Raw genomic sequence first — 21148 nt, forward strand, 5'->3', positions numbered from 1 at the left:
TCTACACCCATTTATAACCCACTTGAATATCAGATCCCCGACTTCTTAGAGAAGTCGGGGATCTGACTCTTGCAATGTATACCTACGGCACGCTACGCTATCACAAATCAAATAAGTAGGTGAGTGTTGAAAATTGTCGTTATGGCAAGGCAAAAGGCAAGAGGCAAGAGGCAAGAGTGAAAAGGGTTTGGGCGATTTTACATTTCTTTACACAGTTTGGTTTTATTGTGTTCACCTACTTACTTATATTATATCTATAAAAAGGAATAGAAAGCAGTTAATTTCTTGTCAAAAGCAAGATGCAGAATTTCCACATCAGGAGTTGAATTGAATCTAGATTCTATCATTATCCTCGACGGGGATGAAATCTATGACTATATTTTCTCTTGATGAACTCAAAAATTTAGTCCAAAATCCTGAGTATCCATGCGTTTCTCTGTATCTACCTATGGAAAAACTAGGCGGAGAAACACGACAAAATCCAATTCGGTTTAAAAATTTAATTCGAGAAGCTGAAAATCGCTTAGATGACATAGGGTTACGCCATGCTGAAACTATAAATTTGCTCAAGCCAGCAATGGAATTAGACAATACTGATTTTTGGGAAATTCAAAATCAGGGATTAGTAATTTTTATTTCCCCAAATCTATTTCGTTACTATTGTTTACCTATTTCCTTTCCCAAATTAGTGGTTGTGGGCAAAAATTTCCACATTAAACCCTTACTAAATTTGATTAATAATGATGGACAATTCTACATTTTGGCTTTAAGTCAAAAGAATGTTCAGTTTTACTCAGGAACGCGCTACCAACTCCATGAGGTAGAAGTAGAAAATATGCCTCGTAATTTGGAAGAAACTCTTTTAGAAGATGAATTTCAAAAAGGTGTACAGCATAGAGTTGGTATAGCTAGAGGTGCGACTTCCGCCGCTCAACAGCCTGGTTCTGTCCATGGACAAGGTAGTCCAGATCGAGAGAAACATGAAGAAGATATTTTACAATTTTGTTATGCTGTTGATAGTGCATTACATGAAAAATTACGAGGTAAAAAATCACCTTTAATATTAGCAGGTGTGGAGTATTTATTACCAATTTACCAACAGGCTAATACTTATCAATATTTAGTAGAAACAGGTATTACTGGCAATGTAGAACTTCTCAAAACCCAAGAATTAAATCAGGCAGCTTGGGAAATTGTTGCCCCTTTATTTCAACAAGAATATGAAGATCTAATGGCTGTTTATCTGCAACTAGCTGGGGAAGAAAGTAACAAAATTGCCAATGATATCAAAACAATTGTTCCCGCTGCATATTATCAAAGAGTTGATACTTTATTTGTGCCTGAAAAAGAATATATATGGGGTAAATTTGATTTACCAACTGCTACGGTTGAGTTACATCCAGAACCGGCACCAGAGGATGAAGATATGTTAGATTTTGCCGTGATTCACACCATGTTAAATGGTGGTAAAGTATATAGTCTAGAGCCAGAAGCAATGCCTAGTGGAGTCAAAGTGGCGGCTATTTGCCGATATTAATTTTTTGAGTCGTTAAGTTGTCGCCGTGCTGCTGCTAAAATTAATCTTTGTTCAGCACGAGCGATCGCTTGATAAGTCCTTTCCACCGCTTCCGGTTCTACAGAAATAGAACTAATCCCCCATTCTATTAATTTATCAATCATTTCTGGATAAAGCACCGGGGCTTGACCACAAATAGAACAGGGAATACCTCCAGCTTGAGACATTTTAATTAATTGAGATATTGCCCCCATTACTGCTGGATGACTTTCATCAAGATATTTCGAGCCTATTCCTGGTTTTCCCTGTTCTCGATCTATTCCTAACAATAATTGTGTTAAATCATTTGTGCCAATGGAAATACCCATCACACCAGCTTTAATATATTCAGGTAATAGAAATAATACACTAGGAACTTCTGCCATCATCCATAATTGAAACTGGGATATTTGCATTAACCCAGCTTGTTCAACCTTGTGACGACAAAATACAAATTCTTCAACACTGCGGACAAAAGGTAATAGCAAATTAATATTTCTATAGCCAGATGCTTGAACTATCGCTAAAGCTTGTAATTCTAATTCAAAAACAGCCGGATTTTGTATATAGCTGAAAATACCCCGATCACTGATAGTTGATGACTTTGATAATGGGGGATCTGTACTCAATGATTGCAAATCATGAGGTAGCCAATCTAAAGACCGATAAAAAATCGGTCTGGGTGAAAAAGCACGGGCAAACTGCATAATTTGTTTAGATAATAACTCCAATAATTCCGCTTTTTTTCCGGCTTTCAACCATTCTTGAGGATGTTTTTTCTCCAGAATATTTAACATCATTAATTCTGAACGCAATAATCCCACCCCATCCACAGGTAAACTTTTTACTTGTTTAATTAATCGTTCTTGACTCAGATTTATGAGTAACTTAGTCGCAATTATGGGTAAATTTATTGGCTGGTAACTGACAATTTTTTCCTCTTTAATTAATCCTTCTATCTCCTCACTAGGAAAATTTTCCTCATCTCCGGTGAGCCGATATACTTCTCCCTTATCACCATCTATTAATAATTTTTCACCTGCTTGTAAAATAGTTGTTGCACCAGTGGCACTCACCACCGCAGGAATACCCAACTCTCTGGCTAAAATCGCCCCATGACTAGTTAATCCCCCTTGTTCTGTAATAATCCCCGCAACGCCTTGTAGTAAGGGCAAACAATCAGGAGTAATCATTGGGGCGATGAGAATTACGCCTTGAGGAACTTGGGTTGCTTTTTGTGATGAACTAAAAATATGGGCATTAGCAATAATTCTCCCTCTGGCTGCCCCAACGCCTTGAATAAATTGCACACTCTTATTTACAGATTGGGGAACAGTGACTTCTGTAATATAGAGTTTTGTGGCTAAAGATTCTTTGGCAACTGTCCATTTCATAGTTAAAGTTGCACCTAATTCACTGACTATTTGATTGCCTACAGTAATTAATTCTTGCAAAAATTCTTCTGGCAAAGCATATTCTTGTTGTTGAGATTCTTCTAAAATATAAGCTAATAAAAAATCAGTATCTAATGTTGGTTGCAGTTGTTCATCTGTAAAAGCATTACCATGATTAAGACGATACGCCAACATCTTATTACCCAATTGTCTTTCTACCACTGCGCCGGTTTTTGGTTCTATGTAGTAAACATCTGGTAATACTTCACCGTTGGTAATGGCTAGTCCTAAACCCCAAGTAGCTTCAATATCCCATGCCGATGATTTAGTATTGATTACACCAGAAGCGATCGCATTGTCAACTGGTTGCACTAACACCCCTAAATTAATGCTAGGCAAACTAATCCCCGCACTGTGCCAATATAGTAAACTTCTCGCCCGGAATAACTGACTCCAAAGCAGCTTTAAAGCTTCACCTATTTCCTCTTCTTCACAAGGACAAAATACTGGTTCTAATAACCCAGATACATTTTTCATTTCTTGGTTATTTGATATTGCCAAACTGGGACGCAAAATTAAACTGCTTCTTTGCCATTGTCGCGCAGCTTGAAAAATTGTCCTCACCCAATGAGGTGGCACAGTCGCTGAGATAATTTCCTGACGTAAGCGTCCGGCTACCTGTTGCAGTTGTCGCCAATTATGTACATCTAAATGTAGAGAAGAATAGGGTAAATCAGCAATTAACGACTCTGAACTGTTGAGAGTTTCTAGAAACTGCCGTAAAACATCCGCTTCTACCACAAAACCAGGCAGAACAGGATAGCCCTGCTGTTTAATCTTACTTAAATAAAACGCCTGAACGCCAACCTTGGGGCGGTCTTGTAGTTTAATTTGGTCAAGCCAATAGAGTTTATCCACTCAATTTATTAAATAATATTTATTACATACTTTTTGTTACTATATTACCAATTAGTCCGAACAATTGCCCCGATTTCATTTATTAAATTATTTACCACCGAAAAAAATTGATCAATCCTTATTATATTGCCAGTAGTGACTGGCTAAACACCGGTCTTCGTCTGTGTTTCGCCTTGTTTATTGGGGCTATAATTGGCTTAGAACGACAACTAAAAAACAAACCGGCAGGTTTAAGAACCCATATGTTAGTAAGTTTGGGTTCAGCCGTATTTACTCTCATCACTATCCAAACAGGTGGTACACAACTTAGTGCTGATTCTATTAGTCGCGTAGTTCAAGGTATTGCGGCTGGAGTCGGTTTTTTGGGGGCTGGGGAAATTTTGCGTGAATCTTCCCAAACATCAAAATCACCGGAAATTCACGGATTAACTTCTGCTGCTGCAATTTGGGTATCCGCTGCTTTGGGAATTGCTGCTGGGTGCGGTTTATGGCAATTAGGATTAATGGGTGCTATTTTAACTGTAATTATTCTACACATTTTTAAAAGACTAGAAAAATTTAATTAAGTAGGTGAACAGAAAAATTTATATGACATTAATTGCCTTTTTCACCCAGATTAGGACAGCTGATAATTAACAATTGTACCCCACCATCAGCTGTATTAATAGCCAATACAGGAGGGCGCTGATCAAATTTAGCTTCTGAAGGCATAGATGGAAACACATAAACCCAACCATTACTTTCAATTAATAGCCGCCAAACAGTAGATTGATCTGTATCATCATTTATTCCCTTAAAAGTCTGGTTGAACTGTTCTAAGCTGTTACGCAGCTAAATTTGACAACCATAATTTACTTGAACTTTGTGGTGCGGGCATCTTGCCCGCTAGAATTATACAAACTAAATACACAACAGCTTACATCCCCAAAAATACGAGATTCTTTCAGGGAGGGATTTGTGAATAGATTATCTAAATTACGTCCCAAAGGAAGTTTATCTTTAGCACTAACAAGACTAACTATAGGTCTTGTAGAAGTATTATTAATCTTTCATTAATAATTTGGTGACGGGAGATAACTACTTCATATACAGCACTTCCCGGTGTTATGAGGTACATATCTAGCGGGCAAGATGCCCGCACCACAAGAGTTTCATGATTCAACTTTGTACCTCATCAGAGTGGAAAACGCTGTATAACCCACATTCCGCACCATTAACTGTCACAATCGGTTATTACGGAATTTACTTCACATATCCAAAATCATCTTGAAGCTACCCTGACGCGCTATGTTTTTTTGTTATGGTTTTGGACGTTAATTAAAATCTAAGAATAGTATTTTTTCTCTAAAGCATATTTAAACGGTGACTCAATTTAATTTATCTTTTACTTAATAAAATACGCCGTACTGATTATTACTATCTTCTATGGTTTTTTCGGTTTATATCAGTTTTCAAATAGCTTGTTTAAGTTGTTCTGAATTATTATTTTCATCTTATAATTAGATTTTAATCTCTTTGTTTTTTTGTCTATGAAGAATGCAACAGTTAAAGAAGCAAGAGCATATCTTCTCGAATTAATAGAGTCAGTGTTAGAGGGTGAAGATGTGGTCATTAGTCGAGAGGGTAAACCGTTGGTGCGTTTGATCCGCTATGAAGCGGAACCTGAGCCGCGGACTCCTGGGGCTTGGGAAGGGCGCGTTTGGATGGCTGATGATTTTGATGATGAGTCAGAGGAGATTAACGCTATGTTTTATGGAAAAGGTTAATGGGGTTTTTATTAGATACCCATGTTTTATTGTGGTGGTTAGCAAATGACCCAAAGTTGTCGGCAGATGTGCGAGAAATTATTAGAAATCCAGTCAATGATAGTTTTGTCAGCGCAGCAACAATATGGGAAATAGCGATTAAAACTTCGTTAGGAAAGTTGAAGCAACCCGATGATTTGTTGGCGGTGCTTCGGGATAATCGGTTTCAAGTTTTGGATATTTCGGCAGAGCATTGTTTGAATGTGGGTAGTTTGCCTTGGCATCATAAAGACCCGTTTGATAGGATGTTAATTTCTCAAGCTTTGGTGGAAGGTTTAACAATAATTACGGTAGACCAAAAGTTTAAATTTTATGATGTGCCATTATTTTCTGACGATTTCGGGTAGTTGAAAATCTCCAATGTTTGCAAAGTGTTTTTCTATTAGAGACTTCCAAGAAATAAATTATCCCAAGAAACGAACCACAGAGGCACAGAGTACACAGAGAGAGAATTTTTGCATCAGTTTTGGGACATTTTTTTATTTGGAAGTCTCTTATAAGAATAATTTCTATTTAGCTTCAAAAAATTCTGGAGAGCAAGGGGGGTATAGCCTTAGCGCGGTTGGGGTGTATTTATTGAGATTGGGAATTGCTATAAAATTGGTATTAGTTGTCAATTTTTCCCGCACTTACATATAAAACCTGGGAAGATTTCAACCATTGGGAGTCAAAAGCGCTCAAATGAGTGGTAGTAATTAAGGTTTGAAAGCGGTCTTGAATAGCATCAAGTAATTGATTTTGGCGAGATGGATCTAATTCGGCTAAAACATCATCTAATAATAATAAGGGTGGTTCATTAATAACTTCTTCAATTAATTGTAATTCTGCTAATTTCAAAGCTAAAACTAATGTTCTTTGTTGACCTTGAGAACCATATTGACGGGCAGGAGTTTGATTAATAATTAATTCTATTTCATCGCGGTGGGGTCCAACTAACGTTATCCCTCGATGTGATTCTGCAACTGCTCTTTGTTGAAGTTTAGTAAAAAAGGCTGCTTGTAATTCTTGAGGAGAGGTTTTTTCTAAGGGAATATTAGCAGCATAATTGATTTGCAGAATTTCGGATGCTCCACTAATACTAGCGTGCCATGCAGAAGCTATAGGAGCTAGTCGTTGAATAGCTCTATTTCTTCTCATAATCACCCTTGTACCAGCAGTTACTAATTGTGCATCCCAGATAGCTAATTCTGATTGTAGAGATTTTTCTGGTGTATTTAGATAAAGTTTTAAAAAGGCATTGCGTTGGCGTAAAACTTGGTGATATTGGTGCAAAATGTGAGCATAAACTGGTTCTAATTGAATTAAGAGTGTATCTAGCCAGTTGCGACGAATTTCAGGACTACCACGCACCAATTCTAAATCTAAACTAGAAAACTCTACTGCGTTGAGAACACCGAGAAAGTCCATTTGTCTGGGGACTATTTGCCCATTTATGGCGACGGTGCGACGCGCTTGACGACGGAAGGTGAGAGTTAAATCGCTATGGCTATGAATCCGGTCTAGGGTGGCATGAATTTGGGCGGTAGATTCACCTTCCTTAATTAAATCACGATCGCGTGCCATCCGGTGCGATCGCAATGTTGCCAATAACTCCACAGCCTCTAACAAGTTCGATTTTCCTTGAGCATTATTACCTACCAAAATTGTTTTAGCAGCGGTAAATTCAACTTTTTGGTTTTGGTAATTCCGAAATTGTTTGAGGTGTAAAGTTTTTAAGTACATAATAGCTGAAGAGTCAAGATCCCCGACTTCTATAATAAGTTATCTTTGAGATGAGAAAATTGTTTTCAGAAGTCGGGGATCTTTTGGGGATTTTTCGGGAGATGAGAAAATTTTTTTAAGATCCTGTTACCAAACTTACTTGGTATTTTTTAGAATCACTTTTCATACATATAAAGTCATTTAATGGGTCGTATGTATCAAAATTCCTGAGATTTTCCTCTTTGTTTATATCATTCTCCAAATATGCTAGGGCTAATGTGGAAGTAACATAAATATTTCCATGTTGTTTGAAAGCTTGGACTAATTCAGATTCGGGAGGATAGTCTTTTAATAAATGTTCAGCGAGATACCCTGTGACAATTATTCCTTTTAAACCCGTTTCTTTGTAGCCTTCCTTAGCGATCATCAACGATATACTATCACCATCGAGATGAGATAAATTATCGTAATCCTCAAAAAACGGGCAAAAAACTTTCATAAGATTTCTGACAGGATTTTTAACTTTCCCGTAGTTGGGATCTTGCTGTTTTCTGCGTTTGGATTCACCCATGATATCTATCTCCTAATTAATTCTAGAATTGTCCCTGCACCCAAAGGGTTTTCTTATCTCGTCGAAGTTGATTTTTAGATACATATTGATGACTAATTGGTAATAAATATCAGAATCAGGATAAAAAAATACAAAGATAATGAAATGAAATCCTGTAAATCCTGATTCTGACAATTTACCAATTAAACACTTTTTTTGCCCATCAAGCGGAAGAATATCTTCTCACCTTCAATCCAGACAAACATTAAAGCACTAAAACCGATACAAATTGCTAATTCTTCTAAACTCAGTGCATGAGTACCAAAGAAACTTTGCAGGGGTGGAACATAAATTAACATCAATTGCAAAATCGTGGTGACAATGACTGACCCCAAGACAAAGGGATTAGAAAAGGGATTCATTTCGATGGTAAGTCTATTATTAGAACGAATGGCGATCGCATGACCCATTTGCGCTAAACATAATGAAGTAAATACCATTGTCTTCCAAGTATCTTCATGTCCTTGATACCCGGCTGCATGAGAATGATGGTAAGCCCATTCCATGAGGATAATTGTAATCACAGCGAAAACAATCCCAATGCGAATCATGTAAGAACCTAAACCCCTAGCAAAAATGCTTTCACGGGGACTAAAGGGGGGACGTTCCATAACATCAGGTTCTGGTGGTTCTACAGCTAATGCTAAAGCTGGTAAACCGTCTGTTACCAAATTCATCCAGAGAATTTGCAAAGGACTCAAGGGAACACCCCCTAATCCCAACAATGGCGCAGCCGCAATGGTGAGAACTTCCCCAATATTACTACCCAAGATGTATTTAATAAAGCGGCGAATATTGGTATAAACAACTCTACCTTCCTTCGTGGCAGCAACTATGGTGGCGAAGTTATCATCTAGGAGGATCATGTCGCTGGCTTCTTTGCTCACATCTGTACCTGTGATGCCCATGGCAATGCCTATATCAGCCTGTTTGAGGGCGGGAGCGTCATTTACCCCATCGCCTGTCATAGCTACAAATCGCCCGCGACGTTGCAAGGCTTGGACAATTCTTAATTTGTGTTCAGGGGAGACTCTAGCGTAAATACTCACTAAGTCAACCTGTGTTTCTAATTCTTGGTCACTGAGAAGTTGTAATTCCTTACCAGTGAGGACTCTATCACCCTCTTGGGCAATTCCCAAATCAATAGCGATCGCCTGAGCAGTTAATTGATGGTCGCCAGTAATCATAATCGGACGGATTCCCGCGTGGCGACATTCTTGCACAGCCGCCCTCACTTCTGGACGAGGCGCGTCTAGCATTCCCACCAACCCCAACCAGACCAAATCTACCTCAGATGTATCATGAGAACCATCTGGGGGAACTTCAGCTAAAGGTTTATAAGCAAAACCTAAGACCCGTAAACCTTTACCCGCCATTTGGTCATTAGCTACCAAAATTTGGCTGCGGTGTTCGTCATTGATAGGAATTGAGTGATTACCTAAATGGATTTTTGTACACCTTTCCAAAGTTAATTCTGGTGAACCCTTGGTAAACATCAGATATTGTTCAGATTCCACAAAACCAGCAATGGCTGGGTCAATGGCGGTTAAAGAAGTATCACCAGTAGCTACAGCTTCTAATTGACAAATCACACTCATGCGCTTCCGTTCCGAGGAAAAGGGAAATTCGGAGACACGAGGTAATTTACTACTCCATTGGTCTTGTTCAATTCCGGCTTTTCCTGCCAAGGTAACTAAAGCCCCTTCAGTGGGGTCGCCTAAAATTGCCCATACTCCTTGTTGTTGTTGCAAAACAGCATCATTACAAACAGCACAGGGAACAAGCAATGCGGAAATTTCCGGGACTTCATCTAAACTGGTTTTTTCACCATTTAATTGAAAATCGCCAATGGGGGTGTAACCTTCTCCAGTGACGCGAAAGGTAGAATTATTGGTGTACACCGACTGTACCACCATTTTATTTTGAGTTAGAGTTCCGGTTTTATCAGAACAAATAGTAGTTACAGAACCAAGAGTCTCTACGGCTGGGAGTTTGCGAATTAAAGCGTGATGCTTGACCATACGCTGAGTTCCCAAAGCCAGAGTCACAGTGATTACCGCAGGTAAACCTTCAGGAACTACCGCCACCGCCATACTTAAAGAAACTTCCACTAATTCTTGTAAATTCTGCCAACCTATTCCTTTAGTTAGATCATGAATAAGTCCACCACCAACTACTATGGCTACAAGAATCAAAGAACCACTGACGAGAACATTACCCAATTGGGTCATGCGTTGCTGTAAAGGCGTAGGTTCACCGTCCACAGATTGCAACATGGCGGCAATTTTGCCTAGTTCTGTTCGCATTCCGGTGTGAGTTACCAGTACCTTCGCCCGACCTTGGACAACTTCCGTACCTTGAAAAACTGAATTGAGGCGATCGCCTAATGGTGCATCTTCTGGTAGTGTAAGTATGGCTTGCTTATTGACAGCTTCGGCTTCACCTGTAAGAGCCGATTCTCGCACTTGCAAATTAGACTGTTCTATTAAGCGACCATCCGCAGCTATTTGTACACCCGCTTCCAGCAGCATCACATCCCCCGGTACTAGCTCCTTAGCCGCCACATCCCCCAGTTTACCGTCACGCAGGACTCGCACTGAGGGAGAAGACAGTTTTTTCAAGGCTGCTAGAGCTTTTTCGGCCCGGCTTTCTTGCACATAGCCCAAAATACCATTGAGGATAACTATAGCCATAATGGCAATTGTGTCTTTAAATGGCACTTCACCGGGTTTTAATGTCCCCCCAGTCAAAGCCACTAAATCCAAAAAGCCAGAAATAAGGGCAACGGCAATCAGCATCAATAACATGATATTGGTAAACTGATCTAGCAGAATTTGCCAAGGACTACGACCTCCATTTTCTTCGAGTTCATTGAGTCCATACTTCTGACGACGCTGTTCAACTTCTTGGGAGGTTAAGCCGCTGTTTGCGTCACTATCAAGCATTTCTAAAGCTTTTTCAACTTCCAAACCATGCCAGAGGTGGGTAGATTCAGGTAAAGAATGAGCAGACATCGTGTAGGTTACAGGAAATGGTTACAAAACTCGATCATAATTTAGTGATGTCCGAAAATGTGGAATTGGTTAATTGTCAGTTGTCAGTTGTCAGTTGTCAGTTGCAAAAGAATATTTCTCTCCCCTGCTCCCTCTTGCCTTTTCCCTCTTGCCTCTTGCTTCTTCCCTAATAAATAATAATTCATGATTAATATGCTCAATGATATAAGTTTTCCACTACCCAGTTTGACGGTGAACCAGATGTTTGGGCAAAAAATAATCAGACCAGTTACTGCTGCTACTCTCTACGGTATTGCTTCCATTAAAGATAGACTTATTGCTATTGATACGGTTAAAGGTCATTTATTAGAAATTGACCCCCTTACCGATAACAGCAAAATTATCAATCCCCACCAAGTCCGTGAATTTCAAGAAGTTACTGGTTTAGCTGTGTGGGAGGATGATCTGTGGGTGACTCGTGGGAACAGTGTCTATTTATGTAAATTGGCATCTTTAGGGTTAGAGCATTTTGTGACTTTACCCTATCCTGCTGATGGTGTTGCCGTTTGGGACTCTACCGTTTATGTTAGTTGCCAAAGACTTGGCTATATTTTGATTTTTGACCGTGATACCCGCAAGGAAATCACTAGATTCTATGCCCCTGGTGTCGGTATCCAAAATTTAGCAGTTAGTAAAGAAACTTTGTGGGTATGCGATCGCACGGAACAAACAGTTTACTCTATGGATAGGGCAACTGGAGAAGTCCGTTTTAGTGTTCTCACCCCTTTTGATTCTCCTACAGGTATTGCAGTTCAGGGACAGGATGACACAGGCAAAGATCGTATTTATGTGGCATACTCCAGCGAAGAACCTTATATTCGGGATAATCCCAACGCTGACCCTTGTTTTGAATTAACCTACCGCGATCGCACATTCATTCATTCCCTACAATATCACTACCAGGAGGATAAACGCTACGCCCTCTCCAATGGCTATCTCATAGAAATGTCTTATGTTGAGGAAATTTCCCCCCTTGATGAAATTTATTTAGCCGATATAGAATGGCGCATAGCCCTACCCTCAGAAACCCAACGGCAAAAAGTCCAACAAGTTGAACCCATTGGTTTACCATTTAGAGAAGAAATCATTGACGGACAAAGAGTAGCCGTATTTAAATTTGATGCCCTTGCCCCCGGTGAACGTCACATATTTGGCTGGAAGGCATTAGTAGAAGTACGCGGCATTAAACATCGCATCACTCCTAGAGACGTGGAAGATATTCCAGAACTGTCACCAGAATTAAAAACCCGCTATCTAGTAGATGATGACGATTTAGCAATGGATACCGATATTGTTATCCGTGCAGCCCGCACAGCAGTTGGTTCGGAAACTAACATATTACGGAAAATGTACAGTATCCGTAACTATGTCTATGATCAATTGTCCTATGCCATTAAACCCCATATTGACTCACCCGATATTGCCTTAGAACGAGGTACTGGTTCTTGTGGAGAATATGTAGGTGTATTACTAGCACTTTGTCGCCTTAATGGTATTCCTTGTCGTACAGTTGGCAGATATAAATGTCCAGTCTATGCTGAACACCAGGGCGTTCCTCTCCAACCCGATTTTAATCATGTTTGGTTAGAATTCTATATTCCGGGGATTGGTTGGTTGCCAATGGAATCTAATCCTGATGATCTCGAAGAAGGTGGACCATACCCTACACGGTTCTTTATGGGCTTATGCTGGTACCACATCGAAATTGGTAAAGGCATCACCTTTGAAATCTTAAGCAGAAATGGCATCCGCTTAACAAAAGAAGAGGTTTCACTGGGTGACTTAGCTATTAACCATATTCGCTTCACAATTCTGAAGGAATTACCACCTTTTTAATTTTTGATTGAGGAACGAAACCCAACGCAAAATGTATAAATGTTGGGTTTCCTTGCGTCCGAGTCCGCCTCAGAATGAATTTTGATAGCCTTTGACACTAATTCTTACTCATTTTTTCTTTTGCTGCTATTGGTGGATACTTAGCAACTTCTATTAATAATTGTCCTGCGTTAAAATTTGTATGAATATTCAAGATAAAACTGTAGATAGTCGCAACCTAACGCAAAACGGGTAAGTGAATATAGCAATTCCCATTCAAGTGAGGTACAAGAGTTAATAATCAAACGCAGATGGACGCAGATAAACGCAGATCATTTTGTACTTCATTAGACTAGGAAATGCTATATAAACCTTTACCTGAATCAGGATTTACAGGATGTTTATTTTTAATCTTAGAAATGGGAATTTATTTAATCACGTCGAATAACCAGTTTGAGTTATGATAAAAAGAAATGAGGTATATTATGATTTATTTATCTGCCACAGAAGCAAAACAAAATTTTACAGAATTTTTAGATAAAGCTCAAAAAGAACCAATAACCATTCAGCGTCAGGAACAAGATTTAGTTGTAGTGCTATCTGTCTTAGAGTATCAAAGATTAACTAAATTGCTAAAAAATGAGTTTCAGGGATTTTGTGATCAAGTTGGTCAAAATGCCGAAATAAAAGGTATGACAGAAGAAAAGCTCAAAGAAATTCTTGAAAGTGATGATTGAGCAAAGAATTGTTATTGACACTAATTGTTTTGTGAGTCGGTTACTAACTCCCAAATCTATCACTTCTCAAGCAGTTCGTTATGCTTTTGATTTCCATCAAATTCTTGTTTCTGCGGACACACTTACAGAATTAGAAATGGTTCTCTCTAGGAAGAAATTTAATAATTATGTCAGTTTTGAAGAGCGGCAAAAATTTATTTTATATCTAAAAAATCTGGCTGAGATAGTTGATATTACCAATCATGTACAAGTTTGTCGAGATCCAAAAGACGATAAATTTCTCTCACTTGCTATTGCCGGTAATGCCAATATTATTATTACCGGAGATGAAGATTTATTAGTGCTTAAATGCTATCAAAACATTCCTATTTTATCACCAAAGGATTTTTTATCACAAGCGGATCAAAGTTAAAAATAACGGTTCTATCGCTCCCTTGTGGAAGAGAATATTAATTTAATTTTTGTAGGTTGGGTTGACGTATGTTACCCAACATTGTTCAAAATCATTAAAATTGTTTTTGGGTTGCGCTGTTGCTTAACCCAACCTACGATTTTCTATTCTACATTTACCCAAAAATCTGCGGTTTTGATTTGTCCATTGCGATTAAATTGCATCCACATTTTATATGTTCCTGGTTTGGGAAATTTAGTATGAAATTCAACCTTTCCGTCAGCAGGATCTTTCATTGCGTGTGCATGGATATAATCAGATGCAGTGAGGGGAGACGAACTTTTGATGATTACTAAATGTCCTTTTTCTCCTAAATATGGCTGTAAATCTTTAATTGGTTGATTTTTATTGTCTTTTAAATCAAAGGTTAAACTAATTTCTTCACCCGCTTTAATTTTTGGTTGAGATATATTAAAATTAATTTTGGTATCTGAGATAGTTTTAGTCTTGCTGAACTTTTCTAAATTTTTTGGTAAGGGAACTGAACCGGGAATTGTGATATTCATTAATGAGACATTTTCCTTATTTCCAGCAGGTTTATAATCACTAAAAAGTGTATAATTACCTGATTCTGGAAAATTTGCAGTCACTTCAAAGCGACCATTTTCTTTATATTCGGGATGAATATGAGCAAAAGATCGTAAATCATCACTAACAACAATTAAGTGCATGATTTTTTCCTGGAAAATGTCAAACTTATTAACAGGTTTACCAGACACATCTTGAATATCAATAACTAAGTTAATCGGTTGATTTGGTGATAAACTTTTCGGAGCAGTTAATTTAACCTTAGTAGTTATTTGTGAATTATCCCCATGATTCATATTTCCCATAGAATGTCCCTCATGATTGATCATCATACTAGGTGAAACCTGTGTTTTCGTAGACTTAGTATTTGATGAACAACCAGGAGTTAGTAATAAAGCTGTCACCACAAAAATACCTGAAAAAAGTCGCTTCATTTTAGGAAGGTTGTAATTTGAAATTCATCGTTTGCCGAACATTTCCGAGAGCCAGAATTAACTCCTAACTCCATTTTTGACTACATCTTTTTTGTCTGGATTAGGTAATAAAGCCAGATCAATCAAAGGTAATTTAATAATTACTGTTGTTCCTTGGTTTAACCCCAAACTCTCTAAGGTGATTTTACCACCCATGAGTTCAATTAAATTCCGAGAAATTGCTAAACCCAATCCAGTTCCTTCAAACTTGCGCGTAGTTGTACCGTCAACCATGACAAAAGGACGGAATAGTTTACCTTGTTCTCCTGGGTCAATACCAATTCCTGTATCTTTTATGAAAACTAAAACATAATGCTGATGCTGATAAATATTTGTGGTAATTTGAATACTCCCTTCATCAGTGAATTTAGTGGCATTACCAATAATATTAATTAGCACTTGTTTAAGTTTAATGGCATCAGATTTTATAGGAATAGGTTTATCACCTATATTACAAATTAATTGCAGTCCCTTATGTTGGACATTAACTGATTGTAAGTTAATTACCTCTAATAATAATTGTCGTAAATCCAGCGGTACTGTAGTTACGGAAAGTTTACCAGCTTCTATTTTAGAAATATCTAGTAAATCATTAATTATCTTTAATAAATGAATTGCTGTATCATCAGCTTTTTTGAGAAATTCTAATTCTTCTTCTCTACTGTCGCATAAATCATCACGGACTAACCGTACACAATTAATAATAATATTCAAGGGATTTCTTAACTCATGGGAAGTTGTGGCTAAAAATTGGCTTTTTATTTGGTTAGCTGATTTAGCTTCTTTCCAAGCAATTTCTAATTCTTCCGCCCAATCTTTGAGTCTTTCTACCATTTGATCTAATGCTTGTGCTAATTGGTTAAACTCCCGAATCTTGAAGTTGCGTGGAATGGGTTGTGCTGCGTGGTGACTATGAAGATTAACAGCATAGTCGCGGAGTTCTTCAACAGGACCGGCTAAATAAGGAACTAAATAAAATGATGCTAATAAACTTGCACCAATTAAACCAACTGTTAAAACAATCAGAATTAGTTTAATTTCTTCTAAACCAAATAGGGCATTTTCTACACTTGTAACTGCTAGGACAATCCATCTTTGTGATGGTCTTGTGGTGATAGGTTTAGTAGTAGCTGTAAAACCTGTAACTAGTTCCTCTCCTTCAACAAAGGATAAATTACTAGAATTATTACTTCCACCTAAAGCATTTTTAACTATGGCTTGTATTCTTTCCACATCGGCATAATTTTTAATATTAGTACCGATTCTTTCTGGCAATGGGTGGGCTAAAACTCTACCATCTTCAGCAATGACTACTAAAAGACCCGTCAATGAGCCTGGATGATTGGGATTTTGTTGATACAATGTAGTTTTAATGCTTAATCGGTAAGCTAAATTACCACGTTGATTAGCAATAGGAATTGATAAAAATAACTGGAGTTGATTTTGTTTGTCTCTTTTACCAGTTTTTCCAGATTGAGATGGTAATATGAATTGAATATCAACATCATCACTGGTGGCAGATAAGCCGGATGGGGTAATTTCTTGAATACCACAACTACTGGCTATTATTTCACCTTTTTTAATGTGGGTGAATTGGAGACAATTAATTTTGGTTGGCAGTTGTTTGTGTAGCTGTTTAAGAAATTGTTCAATTTGGAAAGGTGAACCAGATTTAATTACTTGTGTCTGACTGGCTGTAATTAAATCGGAGCGCAAGGCGGCAATATCATCACTAATTTTTTCTCGTTTGTTAACCGCACTTTCTGTTAAATTTTGTCGGGCAGTATTTAACAGACTAGAACGGGCTTTATTGAGGGCAACCATTTCTCCTACTAATAAAACTGGGACAAATACCAGTAGTATTCTTGTTACTAAAATTTGTCGAAATGACGATTGACGAGATTTAGCCATTGTTTGTCTCACTTCGCATCTTTAAACGACAATTACAAAGATATGAAATTACACTAACCAAAGGAGACATTTTATTAGTTGATGATAAGTTTACTATTAGTTTAAATTTCTTATGGAAATAAGAGATAACAGGTAAGAATTAAAAAATTAAAAAATTAAAAAATTAAAAAATTAACTAATTCTTACTCTCGTTTAAGGACAAATATAATATAACAAAATTCATAAAATGTAGATTAAATAGTGAGTGCTGTTGCATATTAATGGTATAAAAGTTATCAATCTTGTCTTATTGTGATAAATTGTGAGAAAATATATCTACCAAGCAGAAATATCAGAGCAATGCAATGATGCAACATCGTCCTCATACCACAGTAGTTTTAGCCATGAGTGCCGATGGCAAAATAGCAGATTTTAGGCGATCGCCTGCTCGATTTGGCTCAATGGCTGATAAAATACACCTGGGGAAACAAATTGCTGCATCTGATGCCGTTTTATTTGGTGCTGGTACTCTTCGTGCCTACGGTACAACAATGACCATTACAGACGCAATACTCTTGCAACAAAGAAAAATAGCGAATCAGCACCCCCAGCCAGTTCATATAGTGATTTCCCGTTCAGGCAACCTGAATCCGGACATTAAATTTTTTCAACAACCGGTGAGACGATGGTTACTCACAACCTCTCTGGGTGCTTATTTTTGGCAAGAAAGATCAGAGTTTGAAGAAGTTTTAGTCTTTGAAACTCCTAGCCAAGAAATTGACATTTTGGCGGCTTTAGAATATTTCACAAGTTTACAAATTACCCGTTTAGCTATTTTGGGAGGAGGACAATTAGTAGCATCTTTCCTAGAATCTAATTTAATTGATGAAATCTGGTTAACTATTTGTCCACTGATTTTAGGTGGTAATATTGCGCCTTCACCTGTTGAGGGGACAGGATTTTTATCTGATCTTGCTCCTAAGTTACAATTATTAGAAGTATCCACCGTAGAGCAGGAAGTATTTTTACACTATAGAATAATCCCGTAGGGGCGCTGGGCCTGCGCCCAGACCAGAAATGTGGTGCGCCCAAGCATGAGTCAAAAGTAAATCTAAAATTACTGGACAAATACACAATGATCAAAGAACACAAACCCCATTATTCTCTTGTTTGGACGCACACAATCGCTGATGTTCCCCAAGCAGACTGGGATGCTTTAGCGATGCCGTTAAAAACGCCTTTTTTAGAATGGGATTGGTTGCACAATTTGGAAATATCTCAAAGTGTTACAGCCAATACTGGTTGGTTGCCAAATCACTTGATTTTGTGGCGAGATAGAACTTTAATTGCCGCTGCTCCTTTATATTTAAAAGGACATAGCCAAGGGGAATTTGTTTTTGATCATCAATGGGCAGAATTAGCTTCTCGCTTGGGAATAGAGTATTATCCAAAGTTGCTGGGAATGACTCCATTTACCCCGACTGAAGGCTATCGCTTTTTAATTGCTGCGGGAGAAAATGAGGAAGAAATTACAGCTTTAATGCTCCATGAAATTGATAGTTTTTGTGTGAAACATCGGATTTCTGGTTGTCATTTTCTCTATGTTGATCCCCAATGGCGACCGATTTTAGAAAGTCAGGGTTTTACAACTTGGCTACATCATAGTTATATTTGGGAAAATGCTAATTTTCAAACTTTTGATGATTATTTAACTGGATTTAATGCTAATCAAAGACGGAATATTAAACGGGAACGTAAAGCTGTAGAAAAGGCAGGTTTAAGATTGCAAGCATTAACGGGTGAGGAAATTCCTAACTCTATGTTTCCGTTAATGTATGACTTTTATGCTGATACCTGTGATAAATTTGGTTGGTGGGGAAGTAAGTATTTAACCAAGAACTTTTTTGAACAGTTGCACCATAATTATCGGCATCGGGTGGTATTTTTTGCGGCTTATAATCAAGAAGATCCAGGTCAACCAGTGGGGATGTCCTTTTGTTTATTTAAAGAAGACAAACTATATGGGCGTTATTGGGGGAGTTTTCAAGACATAGATTGCTTACATTTTGATGCTTGTTATTATGCACCAATTGAATGGGCGATCGCTCATGGTATCCAAAATTTTGACCCCGGTGCTGGTGGTAAACATAAAAAACGCCGGGGGTTCCCTGCTACACCGAATTACAGCCTGCATCGCTTTTATAACCACCGTTTAGGGCAAATTATCCTGCCTTGGGTGCGGGAAGTTAATCAACTAGAACAAAAAGAAATGGATGCCATTAATGCAGAGTTACCTTTCAAATAAGGAAATAGATCAAAATAGATCCCCGACTTCTCAAAGAAGTCGGGGATCTAGATAAGTAGGTGAACACAATAAAACCAAACTGTGTAAAGAAATGTAAAATCGCCCAAACCCTCTTCACTCTTGCCTCTTGCCTCTTGCCTTTTGCCTTGCCATAACGACAATTTTCAACGCTCACCTACTTATTGTATATTGATGTAATCTGAAAATACTCTTTCTATAAATTTACTTTTGACAATGCCTAAGGATTTACTACTCGAAGATTTGACAGCAATTGATTATAAACTTTCTCACCGTCATATTGATCTTGACCCCAACGGCTATTTTATTATTTACATAGACCAAAAGGAAGGATTAATTTATGCCAAGCACTTCACTAATGTGATTAACGAACGTGGTTTAGCCGTAAATCCCGAAACAGGTGAAGTGATTCCTGTTCGCGGTAAAGTGGAAAGAACCCACACAACTGTATTTAGCGGACGTACAGCCAAAGAACTCTGTATCAAGATTTTTGAAGAAACTCCAAATTGTCCTGTGACTTTATTAGATCATGCAGCTTATTTAGGTAGGGAATTTGTTCGCGCTGAAATGGCTTTAGTGTCAGGCAAAGAGTACATTCAAGATTAAATAGAGTACGCAATTGACACTCCCCGGTCTAAAGGACACGGGGATTCTTAAGACTAAACGAGTCGTTTTTCATCCCCTGTCTGTACCACGAAAGACGGAACTGGAGTTCCTATTTCTCAGGGGCTTTCAAACTTCCCAGTCTTTCTTGTAATAAGAGACTTCCAAGAAATAAATTATCCTAAGAAACGAACCACAGAGGCACAGAGTACACAGAGAGAGAATTTCTGCATCAGTTTTGGGACATTTTTTTATTTGGAAGTCTCTAATGTAAGTTGCTAGTTAGGTAAATTGTCAGAATCAGGATGTCCAGGATTAAAGGATGAACAGGATGAAACCAGAGCTTTGATTACCAATTACCTATTACCAATTCAATTACCCATTACCAGCCTCAACTAGATAACTAGCAACTTGAGTTAATAAGGACAAGAAACTTACAAATCAAAAAACACCCCCAGTCCCCAGTCCCCTATTCCTCAGATTCCTGAGAGGGTGGTTTTTGAAACACCAGATAAATGTAGTATGTAGCCATTGGGATGACAGTGGCAGCAATTAATAGCCCAACCACCCAAGCAGTAGCATTACCCTTATCTGTTTCTCCAGCTTTGGTGAAAGTTCCTTCTACCTGAACTGTTTCCTTAATTTTTGGTGGACCGGGATCTGGTTGACCAGATAACACAGCAACCAGGCGATCGCTCACATCCAAAAATCCTTGGTTGTATTTATTACCCTCACGTAATGCTGTACCTAATGTTTCTTCAACCACACTCTGGGCAATAGAGTCAGTTAATAATGACTTCACATTATCCCCACTCAGTAAAGTCATTTTATTAGTAACAGTATCAACCAGTAATAATACTTGATTGGTTTGCTCTGCCGCTGTTGGAAACCATTTACTAAATAATCCCTTGGCAAAACTTTCCGGTGTTTCTCCGTAGTCGAGGCTGTGAATAGTGACAATTCTGGCTTGATTGCCAGTTTTTTGAGCCAAATCCTGGAAAGCCTTGCTAATCTGACCTTCATTCAATCTGCTAATCACATCACCTTGATCTAAAATCCAAGTATCTGCCGTTAAACTGGGTATTTGGTATACACCAGTAGCAGCAGCAGGTAAAATAAACAGTGAAGTCGCCATCATCATCATCAATACAGGGAAAATGAGACGAATAACGTATTTTTGGTTACTAAATAATTGCTTGAGTAACTGTTGCATGGGATGAATTCTTAAACAGACTTGCAATCAAAATACTACATAATTAGGGAATAGGGAATAGGGGCGGGGAGTGGGGAGT

17 protein-coding genes are annotated in these 21148 nt (G+C 38.2%); 10 read left to right on the plus strand and 7 right to left on the minus strand.

What is annotated here, in order from left to right:
* Positions 1–370: 370 nt before the first annotated feature.
* Complete coding sequence (locus tag AN486_RS05195; protein ID WP_290599485.1) at positions 371–1537, plus strand: hypothetical protein; 1167 nt, start codon at positions 371–373, stop codon at positions 1535–1537.
* Here the strand turns inward: AN486_RS05195 and AN486_RS05200 are convergent.
* Positions 1534–3867 carry a putative PEP-binding protein gene (locus tag AN486_RS05200; protein WP_290599486.1) on the minus strand — a complete coding sequence of 778 codons (2334 nt, stop codon included), beginning with the start codon at positions 3865–3867 and terminating at the stop codon, positions 1534–1536. The two genes, AN486_RS05195 and AN486_RS05200, sit on opposite strands and share 4 nt — an antisense overlap.
* A 107-nt stretch (positions 3868–3974) precedes the next feature.
* On the opposite strand from AN486_RS05200, the gene AN486_RS05205 reads away from it, so the two are divergent.
* The 3 genes from AN486_RS05205 to AN486_RS05215 all read left to right on the plus strand — a co-directional run bounded on the left by AN486_RS05205 (position 3975) and on the right by AN486_RS05215 (position 6019).
* Complete coding sequence (locus AN486_RS05205) at positions 3975–4433, plus strand: MgtC/SapB family protein (protein ID WP_290599487.1); 459 nt, start codon at positions 3975–3977, stop codon at positions 4431–4433.
* Positions 4434–5396: 963 nt separating this feature from the next.
* On the plus strand, positions 5397–5633 hold the full coding sequence (locus tag AN486_RS05210) for a type II toxin-antitoxin system Phd/YefM family antitoxin (RefSeq protein ID WP_290599488.1): 237 nt from the start codon (positions 5397–5399) through the stop codon (positions 5631–5633).
* Complete coding sequence (locus AN486_RS05215; protein ID WP_028090203.1) at positions 5633–6019, plus strand: type II toxin-antitoxin system VapC family toxin; 387 nt, start codon at positions 5633–5635, stop codon at positions 6017–6019. The genes AN486_RS05210 and AN486_RS05215 overlap by 1 nt, the downstream gene beginning before the upstream one ends.
* A gap of 259 nt (positions 6020–6278) precedes the next feature.
* Here AN486_RS05215 and recF read toward each other — a convergent pair whose 3' ends face one another.
* The 3 genes from recF to AN486_RS05230 all read right to left on the minus strand — a co-directional run bounded on the left by recF (position 6279) and on the right by AN486_RS05230 (position 10997).
* Complete coding sequence (gene recF, locus AN486_RS05220; RefSeq protein WP_290599489.1) at positions 6279–7394, minus strand: DNA replication/repair protein RecF; 1116 nt, start codon at positions 7392–7394, stop codon at positions 6279–6281.
* Positions 7395–7509: 115 nt separating this feature from the next.
* The gene (locus AN486_RS05225; RefSeq protein WP_015083152.1) at positions 7510–7944 is read right to left on the minus strand and encodes a hypothetical protein; all 435 of its coding nucleotides are present in this window, start codon (positions 7942–7944) and stop codon (positions 7510–7512) included.
* A gap of 182 nt (positions 7945–8126) precedes the next feature.
* Complete coding sequence (locus AN486_RS05230) at positions 8127–10997, minus strand: cation-translocating P-type ATPase (protein WP_290599490.1); 2871 nt, start codon at positions 10995–10997, stop codon at positions 8127–8129.
* 192 nt (positions 10998–11189) lie between these two features.
* On the opposite strand from AN486_RS05230, the gene AN486_RS05235 reads away from it, so the two are divergent.
* From AN486_RS05235 to AN486_RS05245, 3 genes are all read left to right on the plus strand, one after another.
* Positions 11190–12872, plus strand: coding sequence for a transglutaminase domain-containing protein (locus tag AN486_RS05235; RefSeq protein ID WP_290599493.1), 1683 nt, complete (start codon positions 11190–11192; stop codon positions 12870–12872).
* Positions 12873–13336: 464 nt separating this feature from the next.
* A complete protein-coding gene (locus tag AN486_RS05240) occupies positions 13337–13588 on the plus strand; it encodes a type II toxin-antitoxin system Phd/YefM family antitoxin (protein WP_168635187.1) in 252 nt (83 codons plus the stop codon).
* The gene (locus AN486_RS05245) at positions 13581–14000 is read left to right on the plus strand and encodes a putative toxin-antitoxin system toxin component, PIN family (protein ID WP_168635522.1); all 420 of its coding nucleotides are present in this window, start codon (positions 13581–13583) and stop codon (positions 13998–14000) included. Before AN486_RS05240 ends, AN486_RS05245 begins: the two co-directional genes overlap by 8 nt.
* A 143-nt stretch (positions 14001–14143) precedes the next feature.
* On the opposite strand, the gene AN486_RS05250 is transcribed toward AN486_RS05245, so the two are convergent.
* Together AN486_RS05250 and AN486_RS05255 are read right to left on the minus strand one after the other, a co-directional pair.
* Positions 14144–15001, minus strand: coding sequence for a hypothetical protein (locus AN486_RS05250; RefSeq protein WP_290599491.1), 858 nt, complete (start codon positions 14999–15001; stop codon positions 14144–14146).
* A gap of 57 nt (positions 15002–15058) precedes the next feature.
* Positions 15059–16951 carry an ATP-binding protein gene (locus AN486_RS05255; protein ID WP_168635188.1) on the minus strand — a complete coding sequence of 631 codons (1893 nt, stop codon included), beginning with the start codon at positions 16949–16951 and terminating at the stop codon, positions 15059–15061.
* A 344-nt stretch (positions 16952–17295) separates the two neighbouring features.
* Between AN486_RS05255 and AN486_RS05260 the strand changes: the two genes are divergently transcribed.
* The 3 genes from AN486_RS05260 to AN486_RS05270 all read left to right on the plus strand — a co-directional run bounded on the left by AN486_RS05260 (position 17296) and on the right by AN486_RS05270 (position 19859).
* Positions 17296–17979, plus strand: coding sequence for a RibD family protein (locus tag AN486_RS05260; RefSeq protein ID WP_053537606.1), 684 nt, complete (start codon positions 17296–17298; stop codon positions 17977–17979).
* An 86-nt stretch (positions 17980–18065) separates the two neighbouring features.
* Positions 18066–19235 carry a GNAT family N-acetyltransferase gene (locus AN486_RS05265; RefSeq protein ID WP_053537605.1) on the plus strand — a complete coding sequence of 390 codons (1170 nt, stop codon included), beginning with the start codon at positions 18066–18068 and terminating at the stop codon, positions 19233–19235.
* A gap of 234 nt (positions 19236–19469) precedes the next feature.
* Positions 19470–19859: a DUF4346 domain-containing protein gene (locus AN486_RS05270; protein ID WP_027403530.1), complete on the plus strand. Its 390-nt coding sequence runs from the start codon at positions 19470–19472 to the stop codon at positions 19857–19859.
* Positions 19860–20325: 466 nt separating this feature from the next.
* On the opposite strand, the gene AN486_RS05275 is transcribed toward AN486_RS05270, so the two are convergent.
* Positions 20326–21069 carry a TPM domain-containing protein gene (locus AN486_RS05275; protein WP_290599492.1) on the minus strand — a complete coding sequence of 248 codons (744 nt, stop codon included), beginning with the start codon at positions 21067–21069 and terminating at the stop codon, positions 20326–20328.
* Positions 21070–21148 lie beyond the last annotated feature (79 nt).

Origin of the sequence: Anabaena sp. AL93, from assembly GCF_001672085.1 — a bacterium.
GTDB lineage: Bacteria > Cyanobacteriota > Cyanobacteriia > Cyanobacteriales > Nostocaceae > Dolichospermum > Dolichospermum heterosporum.